We start from the raw sequence: 23,583 nt of genomic DNA on the forward strand, positions 1-23,583 counted from the left end.
TGCATTCCACTTGAAATTAAGACTTTAACCATATAATTCAAGTTTTGAAACATATTATTATAAATCTATTTACTTTAGATATATTTGCTACACACTAGATTTATGATGTATGAAACATATCAGCATTTTCGATATGCTTAAAATCGGCGTTGGTCCATCAAGTTCACATACCTTGGGACCTTGGCGCGCTGCACAAGAATTTATTCAAGAACTTAAAGATGAGGATTTATTTGATAAAGTTTCTGGATTAGAAATTCATTTATATGGTTCTCTTTCTTTAACGGGAATTGGCCACGCTACCGATAAAGCGGTTATGCTTGGTTTATCTGGCTATGATCCAGTAACGATTCCTATCGAAGAAATTGAAAATAGTATTGAACAAATCAAAACCAATAAGTCTGTTTTCTTAAACCAAGAAAGAGAAATCCCATTCGAATGGTCTGATATTCATTTTGATAGAGAATTTTTACCATATCATGCCAATGGAATGAAATTTTTCGCAAAACATGATTCAGGAGTTTATGAATCAACATTTTACTCTATTGGTGGTGGATTTATTACTAAAGAAGAAACTTCAGAAACAGTAGATTTATCTGATAATAAAGATTTCCCATATCCCACAGATAATGCAGCTCAATTACTGCAACATTGTAAAGATCAAGGACTTTCTATCCCAGAATTAGTTATGCAAAATGAGCTAACCGTTCGTTATGCAGAACAAATCGATAGCGATTTAAAAGAAATTTGGAAGGTAATGTTGGAGTCTATATATATAGGTTGTCATTCTGAAGGATTTTTACCGGGTGGTTTAAATGTTAGAAGACGTGCTTTTGATATGTATTCCAAGTTGGTTACTGAGGAAGCAAAATATGAAACGCCTCAAGAATGGGTTGCCAGCATTCGAAATACGAAAATGACCTATCGTCAAATTTTTAAATGGGTTTCAACTTATGCCATTGCAGTTAATGAAGTAAATGCTGCCTTAGGAAGAGTTGTAACAGCTCCAACCAACGGTTCTGCGGGTGTAATTCCGGCTGTACTCCTATTCTATTTAACGGTAGAAAATCACAAAGCAGCCTTCCCAAGAATTAAACGTTTCTTGTTAACAGCAGGAGTTGTTGGAAGTATTTTCAAAAGAAATGCAACGATTTCAGCAGCTATGGGTGGTTGTCAAGCAGAAATTGGTGTTTCTTCGGCGATGGCAGCAGCAGCTCTTTGTGATTTAAGAGGTGGAACACCAGCTCAATGCTTAAACGCAGCTGAAATTGCAATGGAACATCATTTAGGTTTAACTTGTGATCCGATTGCCGGTTTAGTTCAAATTCCATGTATTGAAAGAAATTCTATGGGAGCGATTAAAGCCATTAATGCAGCTGAATTAGCACTAGATCACGATGAAGAATATGTTAAAGTCAGCTTAGATAACGTGATTGAAACCATGTGGGAAACGGCTAAAGACATGAATACCAAGTATAAAGAAACCTCAGAAGGCGGTTTGGCAGTGAGTGTTAAAATGGCTGATTGTTAAGTAATTAAATAATATACATTATAAAATTTAAGCTCTAGAACAATAATTTTCTAGGGCTTTTTTATTTGTATAAAATTAATTTTAAGCATTTTAATTAAAATCTAAATCTTCGTATCTTTGCCGAATGCAAAAAAGCGCAGCATTTTACACTTTAGGATGTAAATTAAATTTCTCGGAAACCTCTACCATCGCTCGAAATCTAGTTCAGGGCGGGTATCAGACGGTGGAATTTGATCAGAAGGCAGATGTTTATGTTATCAACACTTGTTCGGTGACACAAAACGCTGATAACGAATGTAAACGTATTGTCAAGAAGGCCTTGAAAGCAAATCCAGAAGGTTTTGTTGTCGTGGTAGGTTGTTATGCACAATTGAAACCAGAAGAAATCGCTGAACTACCTGGCGTTGATTTGGTTTTAGGTGCAAAAGAGAAATTTAATATTGTTTCTTTTTTATCTAGCTTAGATAAAGCAGATCAAGCGCAGGTGCATTCTTGTGAAATCGAGGAAGCTGATTTCTACGAAAGCGCCTACTCTATTGGTGATAGAACCCGAGCCTTCTTAAAAGTTCAAGATGGTTGTGACTATGTTTGTACTTATTGTACAATTCCTTTAGCTAGAGGGATTTCACGTTCAGATTCTGTTGAGAATATTTTAAATAAAGCTCAAGAAATTTCAGATCAAGGAATTCAAGAAATTGTATTAACGGGTGTGAATATCGGCGATTACGGTAAAGGCGAGTTCGGTAATAAAAAACACGAAAACACTTTTATGGAGTTATGCGAAAGATTGGACGCAGAAACTTCGGTTCATCGATTGAGAATTTCTTCTATTGAACCTAATTTATTGAAGAATGAACTCATCGACTTCACTTCTACCAGCCAAAGATTTGTTCCACACTTCCATATTCCATTACAATCTGGTAGCGATAACATTTTGAAGAAAATGAAGCGTCGTTATTTAACGGGATTATATAAAGAGCGTGTTGCTAGAATCAAAGAAGTGATGCCACATGCTTGTATTGGTGTGGATGTAATTGTAGGTTTTCCAGGTGAAACTCACGAAGAATTCCTTAAAACTTACAACTTCCTAAACGAGCTGGATATTAGCTATTTACATGTATTTACTTATTCAGAACGTGACGACACCGAAGCGATTCATTTTGATGGTGTTGTGCCCATGAGTGAGCGTAAAAAGAGAAATAAAATGCTTAGGATTTTATCTGAAAAGAAAAGAATGGCATTCTATAAATCTCAATTAGGTTCTACACGAAAAGTGGTATGGGAATCAGATAATAAAAACGGAATGATGCATGGTTTCACAGAGAACTATGTGAAAGTTCAAACTCCATATGATGAATCTTTAATCAATCAATTGATGGAGGTTGAATTGGTGATGTTAAATCCAGATGGAATTGTAGACGTTCAATTATTGCAACCTGCATGAAAATTTACTTCTTCAGTGGATTAGGTGCAAATCAAAGAGCTTTTAAAAACTTAAAAATCTCAAAGGATTTTGAGCCTGTATTCATTGAATGGAATTTACCCGAGCGCGGAGAATCACTAGATCATTATGTTCAAAGATTTGCAGATGAAATAAATGTAAACGAGGATTTTGCCCTTGTTGGGTTATCTTTTGGAGGAATCATCGTTCAGGAATTAAATAAATATGTAAATCCTGAAAAGACCATTTTAATATCTTCTGTACAAAATCGAAAACAGATGCCCAAGTACATGAAGCTATCTTCTAGAACTGCTGCCCATAGAGCCATTCCTATGCGGTTTTTCACTTCTGATAAGCTAATTTCTTATGCATTTTTCAGAAAATTATATAACCCAAAAATGCCAGGCTTAGATGAATTCTTTACCTATAAAGATCCTTATTATTTAAGATGGTCTATCGATAAAATTGTAAATTGGCGTCCATCTGTAGAGAAAATTAATGGTTTATATCAAATGCATGGAACTAAAGACATTGTGTTTCCACATAAATATTTGATGAACGAAGCCGATTTGATTCAAAATGGAACTCATATTATGGTTTTGCAGAAACCTAAAGAAGTAACTACATTGCTACACCAATATCTCAATAAATGAAAATTTTACTTTACTTTTTAATCTTCGGATGCGCCAATATCCTTTTGGCTCAGTCGCCCGAAGTTATCGCCAATATAGAATCTAAAGGTCATAGACTCTCTCCTACTCAATTGCATGACAGAATGCAATCACCTGAATTAATAGATGTTACATCCTATGACTTAAACTTTATATTTGATTCCTCCTTGGATAATTTTACTGGAATTTCTAAAGTAAATTTCATTATGCTAGAGGAAACAAATCAGGTGAGCCTTGATGCTCAGAGTAATTTAAACATCGAAAGTGCTTTACAAGATGGAGACATTCCTCTTTCTTTTACTCGAACATCGAATGGGATTAATGTTCAACTCAATGAAACTAAATCGATAGGAGATCTTGTTGAACTAAGTATAACTTATCAAGCGAATATTTCAAATTCAATTGCCTTAACGAAAGAATTTCATGACGGAGTTCCGATTGTTTCATCTTTGAGTGAGCCTTTCTACGCCTCTACTTGGTGGGTAGGTATTGATAATTTAAAAGACAAAGCAGATGTGGTAGATATTAAGGTTACGCATCCTGCTGCTTACAAAGTTGGTTCCAATGGACTTTTAATTTCTGAAGAAAATTTAGGAAATGGCCTTAAAACCACACATTGGAGAACTGAATATCCTATTCCGGCTTATTTAGTAAGTATTGCCATGTCTAATTATGTTGAATATAATAACACGGCAAATGTTAGCGGAACAACAGTTCCTATTATTAATTATGTTTATCCGGAGCAATTAACGTCCGAAGTTCAAACTCAATTGGATGCTGTTCCTTATTATGTAGAGTTTTTCTCGGATTTAGTCGGTGATTATCCATATAAGAACGAAAAATATGGTCACGCTCAGTGGAATTGGGGTGGCGGAATGGAACATTCTACCATGTCTTCTCAAATCCATTTTGAAACCTCATTAACAGCCCACGAATTGGCACATCAGTGGTTTGGTAACAAAGTAACTTGTGGAACTTGGTCGGATGTGTGGTTAAATGAAGGTTTTGCAGTTTATTTAGAAGGCTTACTAAGACGTCAGTTGTATGGAGAAGAATTCTTCTATCAATGGAAGCTAAGTAGAAATAATTTTGTGATGTCACAAGATGATGGATCTGTCTATATACCACCTGCTCAAGCTGTTTCAGACAACAGAATTTTCAATTCTAGATTGAGTTATTACAAAGGCGCTATGGTAGTTCACATGCTTAGATTTAAATTGGGCGATGAGGATTTTTATCAAGCACTTCAAAATTATTTAAACGATCCTTTATTGGCCTATGGATTTGCAACCACGCCAGATCTACAAAATCATATGGAAGCTCAAAGCGGATTGGATTTAAATGAGTTTTTTGCAGATTGGGTTTATGGAGAAGGTTTTCCGTATATGTCTGTAGAAATGGATTATGACCAAAATAATCATACAGCAGCCTTAACAATTTCTCAAATTCCAAGTCACGAATCTGTAGATTTCTTTGAAACAGAAATTGAAATTGAATTGATTTCTAGCGATGGTTCTTCAGAAATTAGAAGGTTAAACCTGACTCAAAATGATCAAGTATTTTATTTAGAGGATTTACCTGTTAATTTTTCAAGCTATGAGTTAAATCCCAATCAAGATATTCTTACCTATGTTTATAACGCAACTTTGAACACTACGGATATCACTCCAAATGAGGCGTTAGAGCTTCAACTCTACCCTAATCCTGTGGTTTCACAATTACATTTATTAGCTCCGGAAGTGATTCAAGAAATTCAAATTTTAGACGCAAGTGCTAGGTTGGTTTTAAATAAGCAAATCAACGATAGAGAGGCTGATATCTATGTTCAGAGTCTGGCACCAGGGACTTATTTTATTGAAGTTAGTTATACGGATAGAAAAGAAACGAAGAAATTCATTAAAAAGTAACACGATTTTAAGGCTAGTGAATCTACACAGGCCCTAATTTTTTATTAGTTATAGGCTTTTGAGATATTAAGTCTGAGTATCCTTAATAAGTTTTTGCATTTAATTACCGAAATTGCCTTAAATAACTTATTTTTGTTTTTACATCAAATAGAAAAATAATTCATGAAGTTTATCGTAGCGAGTTCGCATTTACAAAAGCATCTTCAAACCATAAGTGGTGTCATCAACAATCAGAACACCATGCCTATTTTAGATAATTTTTTGTTTGAATTAGATCAACAGAACCTTAAGATTACTGGATCTGATTTAGAAACAACTGTTACTACTACGTTAACTGTTGACTCAGAAGACGTTGAAAGCATTTGTGTTCCAGCAAAAATGTTATTAGATACCTTAAAAACTTTTCCAGACCAACCACTTACCTTTTTAGATAAAGGAAATGGACAGTTAGAAATTGTTTCTGAACAAGGTAATTATGAGCTAGCTTATTTGTCTGCAGATGACTTCCCAGAAACACCAACTGTTGATGAGGCAACTAAAACTATTATTAGCTCAGATATCTTAATCGAAGCTATTAACAAAAGTTTGTTCGCTACCGGAACTGACGAGCATAGACCTGTTATGACGGGTGTTTTCTTTCAGTGGGATAATGCGCAATGTAACTTCGTGGCAACCGATGCACACAGACTGGTTAAATATACCCGCTCTGATGTTGAAGCACAAGATGGTTCACACTTTATTATGCCTAAAAAGCCATTGAATTTAATCAAAAACATCTTCCCAATGGGCGAAGAAGTTGTGGTTGAATACAATGATATCAATACATCTTTCACAACAGGAAACATTAGTCTTACTTGTAGATTAATCGATGGTAAATATCCTGCTTATGATGCTGTAATTCCTAAAGAAAACCCGAATGTATTAACGATTAACCGTAATATGTTCTTGAATTCTCTACGTCGTGTTGCGATTTTCGCAAATAAATCTACTCACCAAGTTAGACTTAAAATTACAGGAAATCAGTTGACAATCAGTGCAGAAGATATTGATTTCGCGAACAAAGCTGTTGAAAACTTAATGTGTGACTACAACGGTGATGATATGCAGATTGGCTTTAACGCTAAATTCTTATCAGAAATGTTGAACAACCTACAAAGTGAGGATATTACACTTTCTATGTCAGAATCTAATCGTGCCGGAATTATTCGTCCGCTTGATGGATTAGAGGAAGGCGAAGAAATCCTTATGTTGGTGATGCCACTTATGTTATCTGCATAATTGAATTTTAAACTGAAACATTAATTAAAAAATATCGCTGTTTTGAAGTTTCAAAACAGCGTTTCATATTATAAAACTACCAGATGAAGATTTCTTATAATTGGTTAAAAGATTTTATAAACACTGATTTATCAACCGACAAAGTTTCCGAGATTCTTACCGATATTGGTTTAGAAGTAGAAGGAACAGAAGTAGTTGGAATTCAGGAAGAAGATTTAAAGAATTTTGTTGTTGGAGAAGTTATTTCATGCGAAAAACATCCCAATGCTGATAAATTAAAAGTTACCAAAGTTGACTTAGGTAACGGAAACGTAGAACAGATTGTTTGTGGAGCGCCAAATGTGGCACTTGGACAAAAAGTTCCTGTGGCAACTTCAGGTGCAATCATCAAAGATGGCAAAGGAGGCGAATTCGAAATTAAAAAGATGAAATTGAGAGGTGAATCTTCTAACGGAATGATTTGCTCTAAAAAAGAATTACGTCTAAGCGAAGATCATGGAGGAATTTGGGAAATGGATTCAGATTTAGTTCCTGGAACTCCCCTAGCCGACATCATCGACACGACTTCTGATACTGTTTTTGAGATTGGTTTAACACCGAATCGCGCAGATGCAATGAGCCATTTTGGTGTTGCGAGAGATTTATATGCTGCTTTGAAAAACAGAAAGTTATCAGCAGAAAAAATCAACAAAAACTTTAAAAAAGTTCCTACTTCGAAAGATGCGAATCCTATTAGCGTAGAGATTTTGGATACGAAAAACTGTCCAAGATATGCGGGGATATCGATGAAAAACGTAAAAGTTGCTGAATCTCCTAAATGGTTGCAAGATAGATTAAAAGCTATTGGTTTATCTCCATTAAATAATGTGGTAGATATTACTAATTATATTCTTCATTCTTTAGGTCAACCCATGCATGCTTTTGATGCTGATAAAATTAAAGGTAACAAAATCATTGTTCAATCAGGTGTTTATAAGGATGCACAATTTTCTACTTTAGATAAAGTCGACAGAAAATTAGCCGGAACTGAACTTTTAATCTGTGACACTGAAAATCCAATTGCTATTGGTGGTGTTATGGGTGGTTTAGATTCATCTGTAACAGCGGAAACGACCAACATTTTCTTAGAAAGTGCTTATTTTGACCCTGTTTCTGTTAGAAAAACTTCTAAAGCTCATCATATTAATAGTGATTCTTCCTTTAGATTTGAGAGAGGGATTGATCCTAATATCACCATCAAGGCATTAGAAATGGCGGTTGAGTTAATTTCTGAATTAGCAAACGCTGAAGTTATAGGAGAAGTTATCGACCACTATCCTACTCCAATCAAAAACCATAAAGCGATTTTAAATTATAGAAAAATCGATAGTTTAATTGGCGAAAGGTTACATAGAGAAACGATTAAGGAAATTCTGAATTCTTTAGAAATCGAGATTCTTACGGAAACCAATGATATCTTGGAATTAGAGATTCCGGCTTATCGTGTGGATGTTCAGAGAGAGGCTGATTTGATAGAAGAAATCATGCGTATCTATGGATTTAACAAAATCGGAAACCCAGAAAAGCTTTCTGTGGCTATTGTTCCAGGAAACGGATTCCCAGAGGATACCATTGAAAATACTATGGCCAATATGCTTGTAGATCAAGGTTTCTATGAAGCTATGAATCTTTCTATGCATAAAGATGATTACAACAAATGGCTTGATTTAGAAGACGAGAAATCAGTAGATATTATCAACTCTTTAAGCGCTGATCTTACAGTAATGCGTAGAAGTTTGTTACCTGGTTTATTAGAAAATGTGGATTACAACATTAAGCGTAAAAAAGATCAAATCAAGTTATTCGAGCTTGGGAAATCTTATCAAAAAATCGACGGGGAATTCCATGAAGCTATAACTTTAGGAATTGTAATCGCTGGTAATTGGAATAAAGAAAGCTGGACTCAAAAACGTGAGAAAGTAAGTTTCTTACAAGTAAGCGGACTGATTAATCAAATCTTTAGACGCTTGAAAGTGACTGGCGTTCAATTAGAAGCAGCTCACACCTCTTACGAAGAAAATGGAGTTGATTATTTAGTAGATGGACAAAAAATTGCACATTTAAGTAAAATTTCAAAGAAAGTTTTAAAGAAGTTCGATATAGATCAAGAAGTTCTTTACGCAGAAATTTATGTTAAGGATGTAATTAAACTTGTACAGCAACAAGCTAAGTTGAAATATCGTTCAATTTCTAAATTCCCAATGGTAAGACGAGATTTAGCATTGCTACTGGACAAAGAAATTACTTATCAAGAAATCGAAAATTTAGTAAAGAAAACAGACGATAATTTAATTAAAAACGTTAATTTATTTGATGTTTACGAAGGAGATAAACTTCCAGCGGGCAAGAAATCTTATGCTATTAGCATAAATTTACAAGACGAAAACAAAACAATGAACGATAAGCAAATTGATAAATTAATGAAAAAAGTTGTTAATTCGCTTAAACAAGAACTTAAAGCAGAACTTAGAACCTAGAATTATGAAAGCACTACATTTATTATTAGCTAGCTTATTGTTACTATTATTCTCTTGTGGAACGGTAAACAAAATTACAGCAGATGCAGGTCTTAAAAACCAATGGACATTACAGAACGATAATGCAGATCAAATTGGGATGAACGACGAGCCTATCAGCATTTCGTTTGGACTAGAAGAAGACAATAAAATTTCTGGCTTTGCAGGTTGTAACTACTATGGTGGTGATTACTATAAATCAGAAGATCAAATCACTTTTAGTGGTATTTATGCTACCAAGAGAGCTTGTCCTGATTTAGAGACAGAAACAGAATTTTTGCGACTTTTAGAAAGTGTAGATAGATTCGAAATCAAAGGAAACAATTTATACTTATACAAAGGAAAATTGCTTTACTTACACTTTAAAAGGTAATTTTTAAAAATATATAACAAGATTAGAACCGTCGAAATAATTATTTCGGCGGTTTTGTTTTTATCCAATATAGAAAAGGTTATTTTTGCTATCCAAAATTCAGATTAAATGTACAGAACACATACCAACGGTGAATTAAATATCAATAATGTAGGCGAAAACGTAACTTTAAGTGGTTGGGTTCAAACCATCCGCGACAAAGGTTTTATGATGTGGATCGATCTAAGGGATCGCTACGGAATTACGCAATTGGTGGTAGACGAAGATAGAGCCAGCGAAGAATTATTTGCAGAAGCAAGAAAACTTGGTCGCGAGTATGTGGTACGTGTTAAGGGAGAAGTAATCGAAAGAGTTTCTAAGAACCCTAATATTCCAACAGGAGAAATTGAAATCTTAATCAAAGAAATTGAAATCTTAAACGAGGCTAAATTACCTCCATTCACTATTGAAAATGAAACCGATGGTGGCGAAGAATTACGTATGCAATATCGCTATTTAGACATTCGTAGAAACCCGGTTAAAAATAAATTAATCTTTCGTTCTAAAGTAGCTCAAGAAGTAAGAAGCTATTTGGCTAATGATGGTTTTATTGAAGTTGAAACGCCTGTTTTAATTAAATCTACGCCAGAAGGTGCTAGAGATTTCGTTGTTCCATCCAGAATGAATCCAGGTCAGTTTTATGCCCTACCTCAATCACCTCAAACTTTCAAGCAATTATTGATGGTGGGCGGTTTAGATAAATACTATCAAATCGTAAAATGCTTTAGAGATGAGGATTTAAGAGCTGATAGACAACCAGAATTCACACAAATAGACTGTGAAATGGCGTTTGTTGAGCAAGAAGATATCTTAAATATTTTCGAAGGTTTGACTAGACATCTTTTAAAAGAAGTGAAAGGTGTAGAAATCGATAAATTCCCAAGAATGACGTATGCAGATGCTATGCGTCGCTATGGTAACGACAAACCAGATATTCGTTTTGGGATGGAATTCGCTGAGTTAAACGACTTAGCTAAAGGTAAAGGCTTCAATGTATTCGATGCACAAGAACTTATCGTTGGTATTGCAGCTCCAGGTTGCGCTAGTTACACAAGAAAACAAGTAGATGCTTTAATCGATTGGGTAAAACGTCCACAAATTGGTGCAAATGGATTGGTTTGGGCTAGATATAACGAAGACGGAACTTTTAAATCGTCGGTAGATAAATTCTACTCTGAAGAAGATTTAAAAGCTTGGGCAGAGAAAATGGATGCTAAACCAGGTGATTTAATGTTATTGATGGCCGGTGACGCTAACAGTACGCGCAAGCAATTGAGTGAATTACGCATGGAAATGGCAAAACGTCTTGATTTAAGAAATCCAGAAGAGTTTGCTCCACTTTGGGTTGTAGATTTTCCTCTATTGGAATGGGACGAAGAAACCAACAGATGGCATGCAATGCACCATCCATTCACCTCTCCGAAACCTGAAGATATTGCTTTGTTAGAAAGTAATCCAGGAGAAGTTAGAGCTAATGCTTATGATTTAGTTCTAAACGGTAACGAAATCGGTGGTGGTTCGATCAGAATCTTCAACAAAGACGTACAATCTCGTATGTTTGATTTATTAGGTTTCACTAAAGAAGAAGCTCAAAAACAGTTTGGATTCTTAATGAATGCTTTCGAATATGGAGCTCCTCCACATGGTGGTATCGCCTTCGGATTTGACCGTTTAGTTTCAATTTTAGATGGTTCTGAAACAATTCGTGATTATATCGCATTCCCGAAAAACAACGCAGGACGTGATGTTATGATTAATACACCAGCAAGTATTGACGCTTCTCAATTAGAAGAATTACATATCGATGTTAAGGACATAAAATCTTAAGATCATAAATAATACACTTAAAAGGAGTGCTTGTTTTTAATTTAAGAATAAGCACTCCTTTTTTATATTTAAAACTTAACTCTAAGTTATTATTTAAGTAAGTTATTTATAGTTTCTTAACACTAAATTTAATTTTTAAAAGATATTCTAATTAAAATTCACTAAGTTGTGCTCATATATAAGGCTTTGAAGTTTGTACTCTTTTTATGTTTTCTTTTCATTTCGGTGCTATTCCAAGCACAAGAGAATTGTACAAACGCAATTGATGATGATGGGGATGGCTTTATTGATTTAAATGATTCAGATTGTGAATGCGTTGAAAATGAAAACCTAATTCCTAATGGGGATTTTGAGCAATATGAAGAACTACCTTCCGGTCCAGAACAAATTCATTTAGCCACAAATTGGATCAACCCTACCAATTCATATGATATTCATTTCGCAAGAGCGAGTTATCATCATTGGGATGCTTTTACTCAAATTCCTGCTTATCCCTATCCTTCGGGAAAAGGCGTGGTATCTACGCAAAGTAAGCTTACTAGTTTAGCTAATGGCGGTGACCAAACATATGTAGATTTTTATAAGGATTTCTTTGGAATTAACTTAGATCAAGCACTTACGCCAGGCAATACTTATATTTTTTCTTTTTTCATTTATAGACTTAATCAAAATGATAATGTTGATTGGCCGCAACTTGATATCGGACTGTATGGTAAAAATGGAAACCTGAGGAACTTCGATTTAGATTATGCAAGATATCCTGATTTTCACGAGGATTGGAGCGAATTAACTCGTGTGCCATTTTATCCCAAACATGAATGGCAAAAGTTAAGCATGGAATTTACTGTTGAAGAAGATATAACAGCAATCATCATCGGATTGGCTTCTGGCATACCTTACACTTATTATGAAACCTTTGGAACAAAAATCTTAGCTTATGATAATGTGAGCATTCAAAAAAAGAGTGAAGATTTTATATTAGAAGCTTCTGGAGCTGCTTGTTCAGAAAATCTAAGATTATCGGCGGTGAGTTTAGGAGATTTTATTCCAACATCCTATCAATGGTATCAAGATGGTGTAGCCATGGTGGGACAAACCCAAGCTAGTTTGAATATTACAGATGATATGCCCGAGGCATACTACTCAGTACGCGCAATGTCTTCAACAGGATGTAGAAATAGTCAAGCTTTTCCTTATATCCTTTCTGATATTGAGTTTAAATACAAAATGGAAGTAAATGATCAAGCAGGTAGTGTTAGATTATATGATATTTGGAATCAAAGTGACTACACCTACTCTATCGATAATATAAATTATCAAGCTCAACCCGTGTTTAATAATGTGGACGTTGGAGAAGGTGTTATTTATGTAAAGAACCATTTAAACTGTATTGTTAAGGAGGTCCCTTATGCTATTTTTAAGATTTACAATGTGATTACACCCAATAATGATGGCATGAATGACACTTGGTATATTGGAGGTTTACAACATTATCCTGATACTAAAGTCAGTATTTATGATCAATTAGGCGTACAAAGGTACACACACACCATTCCTGAAAATTCTTCTGAATTTGCATGGGATGGAACGAATAAAGGTAGACCTTTAGCTTCGGGTGAATATTGGTATTTAATAGAAGTAAACGATGGCAGAACTATCAGAGGCTCGCTTACGATTAAAAGAAATTAATGTAAATATCGGATAGCTTTAACAAATCTTGGCTTCCAATATGTGTTCTCTAAAGAACTTACCATCACACCTTTGGAAGTTGAAGCGTGGATAAAAAAGATTTCTCCATTTTTAATATGATCTACAATTCCTACATGGGAAATTTTACTTCCAGAAGTATTAAAAAACAATAGATCACCAGGTTGCACATTTCTTAATTTCACTTTCATTCCATGCTTTGCCTGATCACGCGTAATTCGCGGCAAATCAATATTTACTTTCTTATAAGATTGTAAAACTAAACCAGAGCAATCCATTCCTCTTTTGGTTACACCTCCATATTTATAAGGCGTTCCCATATACGAATGTGCCTCCTGTAAAACGGTTTTGGCTCTACCGGTGACCGAATTATCCACTTTGGATTTTTTACCCACTGTACCACAAGAAGCCAAGAAAATTAAAACAAAAACTAAATAAGAAGTAAATTTTATCTGCATAAAGGCAAATTTAATTCAAATAAACCATCAAAGCAATCTTAGTGTGGATATTAGAAAAATATCGTAACTTTAATAATATTAAAAATCAATATAATGAAAACTATCCTCGTTCCTGTCGATTTATCTCCCTTTTCCCATGAAATAGCCATGGAAGCTGTTAAGGTGGCGAAAATATCTGGTGGCAAACTCATTTTACTACATGTTGTGAGTTTAGACATTGGCTTTATTATTGGCGATGTTGGCTTTCAATATTTGCCTGAACTAGAAAAAACAGCTTTGGAAGAAGATGCCAAAGAACTAACCAAGCTACAAGAGATTGTTGCGGCCGAAGGAGTTGAAGTGGAATCTATGGTGAAGCAAGGAATTCCAGTGGATACTATTTTAGAACAGGCTGACGAAGTTAATGCAGATGCTATGGTGATTGGCTCAAAAGGTCATGGAACACTTTATGAAGCCTTTGTTGGTAGTGTTTGTAGAGATGTGATTAAGGATGCTAAAATTCCAATCGTGGTGATTCCTAATCAGAAAAAGAAGAAATAATTTAAGTTTTATTCAATAGAAAAACTCCTTTGATGTTAAAGTCAAAGGAGTTTTTTTTGTTATAAGTTTTAAAGAATTAAGCTCTTACCAAACCTTTTACTAATTTCACCACATGTGGCATCGCAACATTAGCTGCATTCAATACTTCCTCATGCGAAACAGGATAAGCAATATCAGGCCCTCCTAAATCAGTAATAACAGATAAAGCAGCAATACGCATTCCTTGGTGTCTAGCTACAATCACTTCTGGCACTGTACTCATTCCTACAGCATCAGCACCTAGAATGCGAATCATTCCATATTCAGATGGAGTTTCAAAAGTAGGCCCTTGTAATCCAAGATAAACACCTTTATGAATTTTGATATCTTCTTGAGCTGCTACATCTTCAAAAGTTTTAATGTAGTCTCTATCATACACCTTAGACATATCTGGGAATCTAGGCCCAAACTTATCTAAATTAGGTCCGTGCAATGGATGCTCTGGGAACATATTAATATGATCTGTAATCACCATAATATCACCCACTTTAAAGTCCGGATTTACACCACCCGATGCATTCGAAACAATTAAATTTTTAATCCCTAATAAATGATATAATCTGAATGGAAATGTAACTTCCTTCATAGTATATCCTTCATAATAATGGAATCTTCCAGCCATCAAAAGAACCAATTTTCCTTCTAATCTTCCGTAGATTAATTCTCCGCTATGGCCTTTAACCGTAGTTTGTGGGAAATCTGGAATATCTTGATAAGGTATCTTGGTGATAGCATCTATTTCATCTTTAAGTTTCGCTAAACCTGACCCTAAAACAATCGCAAATTCAGGAGTACCCTCCGTAAATTTTGCTTTTAGGTAATCAGTTGCCGCTTCGAAAACTTTGTACATAACTAAATATTAAATGATTAAACTCTTCTTCTTTGTCAATTTCAATTGAAATGGGAAGATAATATAAATTATCCACAATCGAATACTCATGGCGTAATCTCATGTAGTCCTTTTCAGTGGTTAGAATAATTTTTTCTCCTTCGATTTGGTTGAAAGCCGTAACAATATCTCTTACATCATCTTCCTTAAACACATAGTGATCTGGGAAATTTAATTCTCTTACTTGATTAAAGTTAGCTTTTAAATAATCTATAAAAGGCTGTGGAGAAGCAATTCCTGTAATACTCAAAACATTCATATGTCTTGATTTCTCTAATGATATTGGAAACTCTCTATGCTCTAATTGATCGGCATATTTCACTCGTGAAAAGAAAATATGCTGCTTAGGTGTAGGTTTTAATTCCTTACGAATCTGCTTCTTTTCTTCCTCCGGTAAATCATCTGGACATTTGGTGACAATAATGATTTGAGCGCGCTTAGCATTACGTCTAGATTCTCTCAAATTACCTGCAGGCAATAAATAATCTTTGGTATAACGATGACTATAATCTGTCAAAACAATATTCATATCAGATTTAAGCTTTCTGTGCTGAAATGCATCATCTAATACAACTGCATCTAACCTGAACAACTTAAACAACTCCTTGATAGATTGAACACGATCCTCTCCTACTGCAACAATAATTCTATTCTTGAATCGATTGAAAAATTGCATTGGCTCATCTCCCATCTCAGAAGCTGTGGAGTCATAATTAGCCACTCTAAAGCCTTTGGTACGCCTACCATAGCCTCGACTCAAGGATGCCACGCTATAGAAATTTCTTAAAATATCTAAAACATGCATCACATGAGGTGACTTACCTGTTCCACCCACAGATAAATTACCAATTACGATAATCGGTTTGTTAAACTTCTTTGACGGCAATATGCCAGCACTATACATCGTGTTTCTAGTACCCGTAATAATCCACCAAACAAGGGAAAAGGGTAACAATAATTTTCGCCAATTCATCCTGCAAAGATAATTGCCTTTCTATTTAAAATTATATCTTAGCAAAAGAGTTATTAAGATAATTTTAATAAGTTTTGAACTTTACATCAATTCCCGACATATCTGCTGAAATTAGAGCTGGTAATTTAACGGCCCTAAGTCGTGCTATCACCTATGCAGAAAGCAAGAAAGAAGAACATCAACTATTTGCTCAGAAACTCATTCACGAGCTAATGCCCTACACCGGTAAAGCCAAGAGAATTGCTATTACTGGCGTTCCTGGTGCGGGTAAAAGTACATTTATAGAGTCTTTTGGTATGTTTTTAATTCGTCAGAACTTAAAAGTAGCAGTTTTGGCGGTAGATCCGAGCAGCTCTTTGTCAGGCGGAAGTATTTTGGGAGACAAAACCCGAATGGAAGATCTTTCTAAATCCGACCAAGCTTTTATTCGTCCAACTGCTACGGGCGGAAGTCTTGGTGGAATTACGGCGCGCACTTACGAAGCTGTACTTTTATGCGAAGCTGCCGGTTTTGATGTAATCCTGGTAGAAACAGTGGGTGTTGGTCAGTCCGAAACTCTAGTACACTATATCACAGATTTCTTTTTATTCCTTCAGGTTTCTGGTACTGGCGATGATTTACAAGGGATTAAACGTGGCATCATGGAAATGGCAGATGTTATTTTTCTTAATAAAACCGATTTATACGATCCAAAAATCGTTCAGGATACAAAAATGGATATGCATCGTTCACTGCAATTTCTGCCGTCAAAAGATTCAGGATGGAAACGTAAAATCCTTAAAGGAAGTGGTTTTGCAAATCTCGGTATCGACGAAGTTTGGGATAAAATATTGGAGTATTATCAATTAATCCAAAGCAATGGATATTTTGAAAAAATGCGTCAAGAACAAAAACTATTGCGCATTGATGATTACTTAGAAGAATTAATTCTTAAGAAATTAAAGCAAAAAACGGTTCTTCAAAAGGAAATTGAGGATAATAGAGAAGCTTTAGAAAAAGATGAGGTTACGCCTTTTGAAATTGCACAAAAACTGATTGAAGATAACTTTCCGAGTCTATGATGGAAGTTTTTCGGACTTTAGAAGATACATTTAACTTTAAAATCATTCAACATGAGCCACTTTCGGGTGGTAGCATTTCACAAGTTTATAAATTAAACACCAATCAAGGAGATTTAGTTTTAAAATTAAATACGAGTGATAAAATTGATTTATTCTTAGCTGAAGAAATTGGTTTAAATACTTTAAGGAACACGCAAAGCTTTATTATTCCTGAAGTTCTTGGCATTGGTTCAATTGGGGGTTTCGCATATTTACTGATGGAATTCATTCCTTCGGGAAGGGCAAATTCTTCTACATTTAAAGAGTTCGGAGAAAATTTGGCACATTTACATGCTCATCAAGCAGCAATGTTTGGTTTTGAATCTGATAACTGGGTTGGAACTTTAACACAAGTCAATCAACCTGAAACTTCATGGTCACAGTTTTATTGGAAACATCGTATTCTTCCTCAATATCAATTAGCTGTTCAACAAAATTTAATTTCAAAAGATGAGATTCCTGAAGAAAAAGATTTTACACAAGTTATTGAAAATGAATTTATTAAAACTAAATCTTCTTTGATTCATGGAGATTTATGGAATGGAAACTATATCATTAATGCTGAAGGGAAAATTGCTTTAATAGATCCAGCTGTTTACTACGGACATCCAATGATGGATATTGGGATGGCCAAGTTATTTGGTGGTTTTGATGAGGAATTCTTTGAAGCCTATCGAGAAAACACAGAAGATACATCAAACTGGGACACTCAAATAGAACTAGCGCAATATTATTATTTATTAATTCATCTTAATATATTTGGTAGAAGTTACTTGCCACAAGTTCAACACATCAAAGAAAAATATTTCAATGGATAAGTTTTTAAAAAAATCATGGTTCGAGGTAAAATCTTTTGCCAAAGAGTTGTTCGACGAAGATCCTATGAGGATTCGACCTTACCTCTCCTACGCCAATCAGCACAAAATCCATATCAAAGGACGTGTTCTGGAAGATGAAAGAATCATTGAAATGGAAGAAAATTCCACGCTAGATAATCTGATTAATAATCTCAAGAGTTTTGCCTCCGATGAAGCAAAATTTGCCAAAGTGATTATTACTTATCAAGAACAGATCATTGAAACTTATACCGACGACGATGGTTATTTTGAAGTTGAATTGGATATCGAACAAGAACCAACGGATGGTGAGTTTCTGGAATGGGATTCTGCACATATTATGACACCCAACTTCAAGAATGAAAAAGGTGAAACTGTAGAAAACACCATTGGAATCCTATTGCCGCATCGCGACACCGAACATGTCATTGTGTCGGATATTGATGACACAGTTCTGGTAACCAACGTTAATTCGTTTTTAAAGCTTAAAATGCTGTATAATACTTTGTTTAAAAATGTTCATACGCGTATGCCTTTTGAGGATATTTCTGAGGTTTTACATACTTTAAGCTTAAACAAAGAAGGTAAAAAAGTCAACCCAATTTTCTATTTAAGCAATAGCCCGTGGAACCTATATGACATGTTGCACAACTTCTTAAAACTTGAAAACATACCAATGGGACCTCTATTTTTAAGAGACTTTGGATTAAAATTTGGGGATGAATTGAAAGCCTTTAGAAATCACAAAATGAATACCTTAGAGCATTTATTAGAATTCTATAAGGAACAAAATTTTATCTTAATTGGAGATGCTACAGAAAGTGATACCGATATTTATTTAGAGCTTTTTACCAAATACAGCAACCGAATCGATCATATATATATTCGAGGCGATAAAGCCAAGAAAAACGCTCGTGTATTGGAAATGATTGAAAAGCATCCAGAAGCGCCAATTCATTTAATTGAACATTCGTCTGACATCCTTAAATTTCAAGAAAAAAAGCATACACACTAGATTAATGGTATAGAAATTGTAACTTTGCATGCTGATCCACAAAGGTGGAAGAAGTTCATTGAACAAAAGGGGTCGACTGGTTTAGACAGCAAGCCGAATTAGTAGATAAGCATGTCGTGAAACGTTATGCACTCACGCTAAACAGACATTTCAACTTTTTAACTGGCAACAACAATTACGCTTTAGCGGCCTAATCGACTGAATTATAGTAAGTCTTGGCGTTATCCCTACAAGGTAGGGACGTTAAATGTCCTACGGACGCCCGCTCACCGTGGCTTCCGAATCTAGGGCACAGAAATACGGAGATAGAATAAAAGGAGTTCCGACTTTTATTCGAAATTTTTGGAACTAAGGTGTTAGCCAGGGTGTCTTTACCCAAGCTGCACACGAAAATTAAAGAAAAGACTAAACATGTAGAAGGTTTATTACTTCCTTGTTTGGACGCGGGTTCGAATCCCGCCGACTCCACAATTTCAACTCATTATCAAAGAGTTACAATTATTACACCCACTTTTACACCCAGTTTTGGTAAAAGTGGGTGTTTTTGTTTCGATAAAAATAATTTACACTTATATTCAAGTTATTTAATCTACAATTCATGATTTCATGAATAGAAATGTTTATTACTTTAAATCTTTGATAGCATTCTGTAAAGCATTTTCAAATCTAGGTAAATATTCAACGATGAATTGATTCATCTTTTCCCAATCGTTTTCATCATACAAACTTACGTCCGTCATTTCATATTTTATACGACTCATCTTATGCTCAGCTAATTCTTCCCATTCTAAAGGTCTTCCAAAAGCTTCTTCTATACTCTCTTTTTTGCTGAGAAGTTGATTAAAGTAACGCTTATTCTTTGCTTTCTCTGAACTAGAAATGCCTAGTTCTATTCTTACATATTTACCTGTAATTACTAATGTATATCTTAATCCACTGATACCAGCACCTGCACTTAACCAATGATCCTTAGTAGGGTTAACATTATTATATAAATCTGTATTATTTATTTGCGGTAATAATTGCTTCCAATACGTTTTTCTAACCGTGTACCTATTTGGAACTGAACCTATAGGGTTATCGCTATCAGCGTATTTTATAATAAGATCATCTTCCATTTCAAATAATGTAAGAAGTCTTTTAAGAATACTAAACTTTGAATTACTATCTATATTAGCTTCTACGTAATAACCGCTTAATACCTCTTGTGCAGATCTAAAATCAGAGGGATTTCTAGTAATTTTGAACGTATCTATAGCCCCTAATAATAGTTGTGCGTTTTTCTCGTATAGCTTTTCAATAATATAATAGTACATTCGAGAAATTATCTCTTCATCAACTTTTGTATTTTCAAAAATAAAATACTCTAATTTTTTGTAGGTAGGTGAATCTGCTTCAAAGATATTTTGTTCTTCTGTATTTTCTGAAACTGGTATAACTACATCTGGGTATTCCCATATCTTTAAAAACCTATCATATATTATATCGAATCGCTCCTCGTAATTAGCTATATCCCAACTATCAATAGATCTTAAAAAATCATTGAGCCAAAGCCTACTATAGATATACCCCTGTTCTGCACCATGTCGGTTCATTTCTTTTTTAGCAGAAAAAGACTTGTTTCCTAATGCTCCATTGTTACCCGACAGGGTAAGGTTAGCAATCGTGTTAATATACTTTTCTTTAAACAAGAAGTAGTCATCTGGGGTTATATCTTTAGACCATTCTTCGTTTGGATTTTGAGGGAAAATATGCTCAACCGTAATTTTATCATTAGAAGTATCTACATGTTCACGATTATTAAAATTCTCTAATAATTCGAACATATAGTTTCTATTTTTTGACTGAATATTATAAAGGTCTTTATCCTTTAAAGCCGTTTTTAAATCCTCATCTGTCGGAAATTTAGCACTTCCTCGTTTTGTAACTAGAGCTAATGCGATTGAATCATAATATTCCTCCGTATCTACTTCTGAATACAATGTCATAAAGATTTTATTCAGTGCATTGGTAGGTAGTCCAACTACAAACCTTCTCCAAGTATAGGTCTGAATAAGTTTTAAAACTTTAATTAATTCTTCATTTGTAATCAATCCATTATCAGCATCTTCAAAGACCTGCAATAGAAATGGGTACGCAACATTAATTTCTAAACGTGAAATGTATTCTAACTCTCTTCTTAAGTTAGGATCTTGTACCGTAGACGGATTTATAAATTTCTTGTAATGTGTAGAAAGTGATTTTATATTTTCTAGCTCCTGGTGATAGGCTTCATCTTTTATAGCATATAATTTCTTGAACTCTAGATAAACCTTACTTTTATTAGGAATCTTTTTGTTTCGCAGGGTTAGATAATCTCGAATATAATCAGAAACCTTAGATTTTTGTTTTATTAAATCACGAGCATTTTCCTCGATGGGATTCCATATTTGTTCAAATACTTTATGCTGACTTTTTGGATCTAAGTCCATTAGAATATAATTTCTAATCAAGTCCGATTGAGATAAATCTAATCCTGTTGAGTTTAAACTCTCAAAAATTCTTTGTGGATCATCTTTACCTCTTTCTAATGATATTTCAACAAATATCAATCGTTTTAAACCATTAAGTATCGTGTGAAAACTATCCTTAGTAATGGCTAATTTGAAAAAATTAAAGTTCTCGATAACGTTAGAATACTTCCCAAATTCATTTTCTGTACCATGTAATATAGCTTTAAATGCTAATGAATTGGTATCGGTCTGCTTTAACTTTAATTTACTTGACTCCTTTTGCACATATTGATTTATTAAGTACATATTATGCAACATATCGGCTTCTTGCTGCATAGCATTCTCCTTTGCAAAACGATATAAGGCTACATACAAAATATTGATTGTGGTGAGTCTTTGTTGACCGTCTATGATAACCAGTTCTTTTACCTCACTTGTACTATAAGTTCCTTCATGAATAAAAACAATACTACCAATAAAATGCGTTCCTCTATTTTCTTTTTCTACAGCAATTATATCATTGAGTAGCTCTTTACATTCACTATTCGTCCAATCATAATTACGTTGATACACTGGAATTACAAATTGCACATTTGGAGCTTGTAAAAAAGTATTAATAGGTAGTTCGTTTGCTTTCATAGTTTTGTTTTCGGTTTTTTATGCTTAATAAGGGGTTAGTTTTAACATGGGTATTCTTTGCAGAAAAGCTTAGCACTTATTGCCTAGTGTCACACAAATTATACTCACTCCTCCTATCCAATATTACTATTCACGTTATCGATAATGGATACTATCTCTCGTACTTTACTATCATCAAACAATCCAATGATGCCGTTGTCGCTGGCTTCATTAAATGGTGGCTGAGTTAGTAGTTTTTTGTCTAAAGTTCCATTACGATTTAGATAGTTAATCAAGGTTTGAATAAAAGTAATTTGTACTGGTTTTAAGTTTTTATCTTCAATGAAGTTAGAAAACAACTGATTTACTGTTTCTATATCCAGTCCAACTATACTTCTAATAAACTTGCCCAATGGTTGCTCACCATATTCTCTTTCATATTCTTCTTTGGTTCCTAGCTCTTCGTTGAATAAAAAAGATTCTAACAGCTCCAACTCCATAGGCGTAATTGGAATGTTTTTATGAAGTTTATCAATCACCAAGTGTGACTTGTTTTTTCTAATAAAGGCTTCTACTCTATCTCTATAACTCCTTAGTTTGGTATAGGCAGGCATAATGTCCACTTCTTCCACTTTGCTCATTTGTATTTCATCGGCAAAGTCTGTGTAGACTGTTTTTACTTCTTCCCTTTCTATAAATTTTAGTAAATCTCTTAATTCTATGCGAATGTCTTCTATTACATTCACATTGGTATTTTCCCAAAATTCAACTTCTTGAATTTGTTTTATTAGCTCTAACTTCTCCTTGACTTTGGGTACATTTCTTTTCTTGATAAGATTGTTCCCAATGTTATAGATTTGTCTTACATAGCCTTCTTCTTTACTTTTATCACCCGATAATTTGACTAATTGAAAATTAAGGGCTAACAAGTCAAATCTTTTAGCTAACTCATCTCCAGTTTCGTTGTAAGGCGCTAATCCTGATAAGTTTTCGCTAAGATCGTGAACATCGGTTGCACTGATATTATCCCATCTTTCTCTGCTTTTAAAATCCTTTACCATGCGCCAATGCTTTCTAACTTCAAACCTCTTTTCGTCTAGGTTCGAAATCATTTCATGCAATTGGTTGGTGTAAGATTCTGCCAATTCATCTTCCTCTGGTGTTGAATCCCCATTTTCACGAATGGCCATAACTATATTAAGCTTGGCATCAAATATTTTCTGGGATAAGGTCTTAGAAGTGTGAGCTTGAATTCCGTCTGGGAATTCATTGAAAAAAGCAAAATTATCACAAATAT

18 protein-coding genes and 1 other RNA gene are annotated in these 23,583 nt (G+C 34.4%); 14 read left to right on the forward strand and 5 right to left on the reverse strand.

The window, feature by feature from the left end:
• Positions 1-109: 109 nt before the first annotated feature.
• From NLM59_RS11345 to NLM59_RS11385, 9 genes are all read left to right on the forward strand, one after another.
• The gene (locus NLM59_RS11345) at positions 110-1,528 is read left to right on the forward strand and encodes an L-serine ammonia-lyase (protein WP_304417900.1); all 1,419 of its coding nucleotides are present in this window, start codon (positions 110-112) and stop codon (positions 1,526-1,528) included.
• A gap of 124 nt (positions 1,529-1,652) precedes the next feature.
• Positions 1,653-2,972 carry a tRNA (N(6)-L-threonylcarbamoyladenosine(37)-C(2))-methylthiotransferase MtaB gene (gene mtaB / locus NLM59_RS11350; protein WP_304417901.1) on the forward strand — a complete coding sequence of 440 codons (1,320 nt, stop codon included), beginning with the start codon at positions 1,653-1,655 and terminating at the stop codon, positions 2,970-2,972.
• On the forward strand, positions 2,969-3,622 hold the full coding sequence (locus NLM59_RS11355; RefSeq protein WP_304417902.1) for an alpha/beta fold hydrolase: 654 nt from the start codon (positions 2,969-2,971) through the stop codon (positions 3,620-3,622). The genes mtaB and NLM59_RS11355 overlap by 4 nt, the downstream gene beginning before the upstream one ends.
• Positions 3,619-5,547 (forward strand): M1 family aminopeptidase, encoded by a 1,929-nt coding sequence (locus NLM59_RS11360; RefSeq protein WP_304417903.1) that lies wholly within the window; start codon positions 3,619-3,621, stop codon positions 5,545-5,547. Before NLM59_RS11355 ends, NLM59_RS11360 begins: the two co-directional genes overlap by 4 nt.
• Positions 5,548-5,709: 162 nt before the next feature.
• On the forward strand, positions 5,710-6,825 hold the full coding sequence (gene dnaN / locus NLM59_RS11365) for a DNA polymerase III subunit beta (RefSeq protein ID WP_304417904.1): 1,116 nt from the start codon (positions 5,710-5,712) through the stop codon (positions 6,823-6,825).
• Positions 6,826-6,908: 83 nt separating this feature from the next.
• Positions 6,909-9,341: a phenylalanine--tRNA ligase subunit beta gene (gene pheT, locus NLM59_RS11370; protein WP_304417905.1), complete on the forward strand. Its 2,433-nt coding sequence runs from the start codon at positions 6,909-6,911 to the stop codon at positions 9,339-9,341.
• A 4-nt stretch (positions 9,342-9,345) separates the two neighbouring features.
• Entirely contained in the window at positions 9,346-9,753 is a 408-nt protein-coding gene (locus NLM59_RS11375; protein WP_304417906.1) for an META domain-containing protein, read from the forward strand.
• 108 nt (positions 9,754-9,861) lie between these two features.
• Positions 9,862-11,619 (forward strand): aspartate--tRNA ligase, encoded by a 1,758-nt coding sequence (gene aspS, locus NLM59_RS11380; RefSeq protein WP_304417907.1) that lies wholly within the window; start codon positions 9,862-9,864, stop codon positions 11,617-11,619.
• Between the two features lie 168 nt (positions 11,620-11,787).
• Positions 11,788-13,308: a T9SS type B sorting domain-containing protein gene (locus tag NLM59_RS11385; protein ID WP_304417908.1), complete on the forward strand. Its 1,521-nt coding sequence runs from the start codon at positions 11,788-11,790 to the stop codon at positions 13,306-13,308.
• On the opposite strand, the gene NLM59_RS11390 is transcribed toward NLM59_RS11385, so the two are convergent.
• On the reverse strand, positions 13,305-13,784 hold the full coding sequence (locus NLM59_RS11390) for a C40 family peptidase (RefSeq protein ID WP_304417909.1): 480 nt from the start codon (positions 13,782-13,784) through the stop codon (positions 13,305-13,307). The genes NLM59_RS11385 and NLM59_RS11390 overlap by 4 nt on opposite strands.
• Before the next feature lie 93 nt (positions 13,785-13,877).
• On the opposite strand from NLM59_RS11390, the gene NLM59_RS11395 reads away from it, so the two are divergent.
• Positions 13,878-14,324 (forward strand): universal stress protein, encoded by a 447-nt coding sequence (locus tag NLM59_RS11395; RefSeq protein ID WP_304417910.1) that lies wholly within the window; start codon positions 13,878-13,880, stop codon positions 14,322-14,324.
• Positions 14,325-14,400: 76 nt separating this feature from the next.
• On the opposite strand, the gene NLM59_RS11400 is transcribed toward NLM59_RS11395, so the two are convergent.
• Positions 14,401-15,213, reverse strand: coding sequence for a purine-nucleoside phosphorylase (locus NLM59_RS11400; RefSeq protein WP_304417911.1), 813 nt, complete (start codon positions 15,211-15,213; stop codon positions 14,401-14,403).
• A complete protein-coding gene (gene lpxK / locus NLM59_RS11405; RefSeq protein WP_304417912.1) occupies positions 15,185-16,225 on the reverse strand; it encodes a tetraacyldisaccharide 4'-kinase in 1,041 nt (346 codons plus the stop codon). Before lpxK ends, NLM59_RS11400 begins: the two co-directional genes overlap by 29 nt.
• A 74-nt stretch (positions 16,226-16,299) precedes the next feature.
• On the opposite strand from lpxK, the gene meaB reads away from it, so the two are divergent.
• From meaB to ssrA, 4 genes are all read left to right on the forward strand, one after another.
• Positions 16,300-17,286 carry a methylmalonyl Co-A mutase-associated GTPase MeaB gene (gene meaB / locus NLM59_RS11410; RefSeq protein WP_304417913.1) on the forward strand — a complete coding sequence of 329 codons (987 nt, stop codon included), beginning with the start codon at positions 16,300-16,302 and terminating at the stop codon, positions 17,284-17,286.
• Entirely contained in the window at positions 17,283-18,143 is an 861-nt protein-coding gene (locus NLM59_RS11415) for a fructosamine kinase family protein (RefSeq protein ID WP_304417914.1), read from the forward strand. Before meaB ends, NLM59_RS11415 begins: the two co-directional genes overlap by 4 nt.
• Positions 18,136-19,176 (forward strand): phosphatase domain-containing protein, encoded by a 1,041-nt coding sequence (locus tag NLM59_RS11420; RefSeq protein WP_304417915.1) that lies wholly within the window; start codon positions 18,136-18,138, stop codon positions 19,174-19,176. Before NLM59_RS11415 ends, NLM59_RS11420 begins: the two co-directional genes overlap by 8 nt.
• A 68-nt stretch (positions 19,177-19,244) precedes the next feature.
• Positions 19,245-19,647, forward strand: a transfer-messenger RNA (tmRNA) gene (gene ssrA / locus NLM59_RS11425).
• Between the two features lie 152 nt (positions 19,648-19,799).
• On the opposite strand, the gene NLM59_RS11430 is transcribed toward ssrA, so the two are convergent.
• The gene (locus NLM59_RS11430; RefSeq protein ID WP_304417916.1) at positions 19,800-22,307 is read right to left on the reverse strand and encodes a DUF4268 domain-containing protein; all 2,508 of its coding nucleotides are present in this window, start codon (positions 22,305-22,307) and stop codon (positions 19,800-19,802) included.
• Positions 22,308-22,420: 113 nt separating this feature from the next.
• On the reverse strand, positions 22,421-23,583 hold a 1,163-nt coding region (locus NLM59_RS11435), incomplete at its 5' end, for a type I restriction-modification enzyme R subunit C-terminal domain-containing protein (RefSeq protein ID WP_304417917.1).

Origin of the sequence: Profundicola chukchiensis, assembly GCF_029664245.1 — a bacterium.
Taxonomy (GTDB): Bacteria; Bacteroidota; Bacteroidia; order Flavobacteriales; family Weeksellaceae; genus Profundicola; species Profundicola chukchiensis.

What these genes read in the sequence shown, in the direction of transcription:
- NLM59_RS11345 (WP_304417900.1), top strand. Translation starts at nt 110, where the DNA reads ATGAAACATATCAGCATTTTCGATATGCTTAAAATCGGCGTTGGTCCA.
- mtaB (WP_304417901.1), top strand. Translation starts at nt 1,653, where the DNA reads ATGCAAAAAAGCGCAGCATTTTACACTTTAGGATGTAAATTAAATTTC.
- NLM59_RS11355 (WP_304417902.1), top strand. Translation starts at nt 2,969, where the DNA reads ATGAAAATTTACTTCTTCAGTGGATTAGGTGCAAATCAAAGAGCTTTT.
- NLM59_RS11360 (WP_304417903.1), top strand. Translation starts at nt 3,619, where the DNA reads ATGAAAATTTTACTTTACTTTTTAATCTTCGGATGCGCCAATATCCTT.
- dnaN (WP_304417904.1), top strand. Translation starts at nt 5,710, where the DNA reads ATGAAGTTTATCGTAGCGAGTTCGCATTTACAAAAGCATCTTCAAACC.
- pheT (WP_304417905.1), top strand. Translation starts at nt 6,909, where the DNA reads ATGAAGATTTCTTATAATTGGTTAAAAGATTTTATAAACACTGATTTA.
- NLM59_RS11375 (WP_304417906.1), top strand. Translation starts at nt 9,346, where the DNA reads ATGAAAGCACTACATTTATTATTAGCTAGCTTATTGTTACTATTATTC.
- aspS (WP_304417907.1), top strand. Translation starts at nt 9,862, where the DNA reads ATGTACAGAACACATACCAACGGTGAATTAAATATCAATAATGTAGGC.
- NLM59_RS11390 (WP_304417909.1), bottom strand. Translation starts at nt 13,784, where the DNA reads ATGCAGATAAAATTTACTTCTTATTTAGTTTTTGTTTTAATTTTCTTG.
- NLM59_RS11395 (WP_304417910.1), top strand. Translation starts at nt 13,878, where the DNA reads ATGAAAACTATCCTCGTTCCTGTCGATTTATCTCCCTTTTCCCATGAA.
- NLM59_RS11400 (WP_304417911.1), bottom strand. Translation starts at nt 15,213, where the DNA reads ATGTACAAAGTTTTCGAAGCGGCAACTGATTACCTAAAAGCAAAATTT.
- lpxK (WP_304417912.1), bottom strand. Translation starts at nt 16,225, where the DNA reads ATGAATTGGCGAAAATTATTGTTACCCTTTTCCCTTGTTTGGTGGATT.
- NLM59_RS11415 (WP_304417914.1), top strand. Translation starts at nt 17,283, where the DNA reads ATGATGGAAGTTTTTCGGACTTTAGAAGATACATTTAACTTTAAAATC.
- NLM59_RS11420 (WP_304417915.1), top strand. Translation starts at nt 18,136, where the DNA reads ATGGATAAGTTTTTAAAAAAATCATGGTTCGAGGTAAAATCTTTTGCC.
- NLM59_RS11430 (WP_304417916.1), bottom strand. Translation starts at nt 22,307, where the DNA reads ATGAAAGCAAACGAACTACCTATTAATACTTTTTTACAAGCTCCAAAT.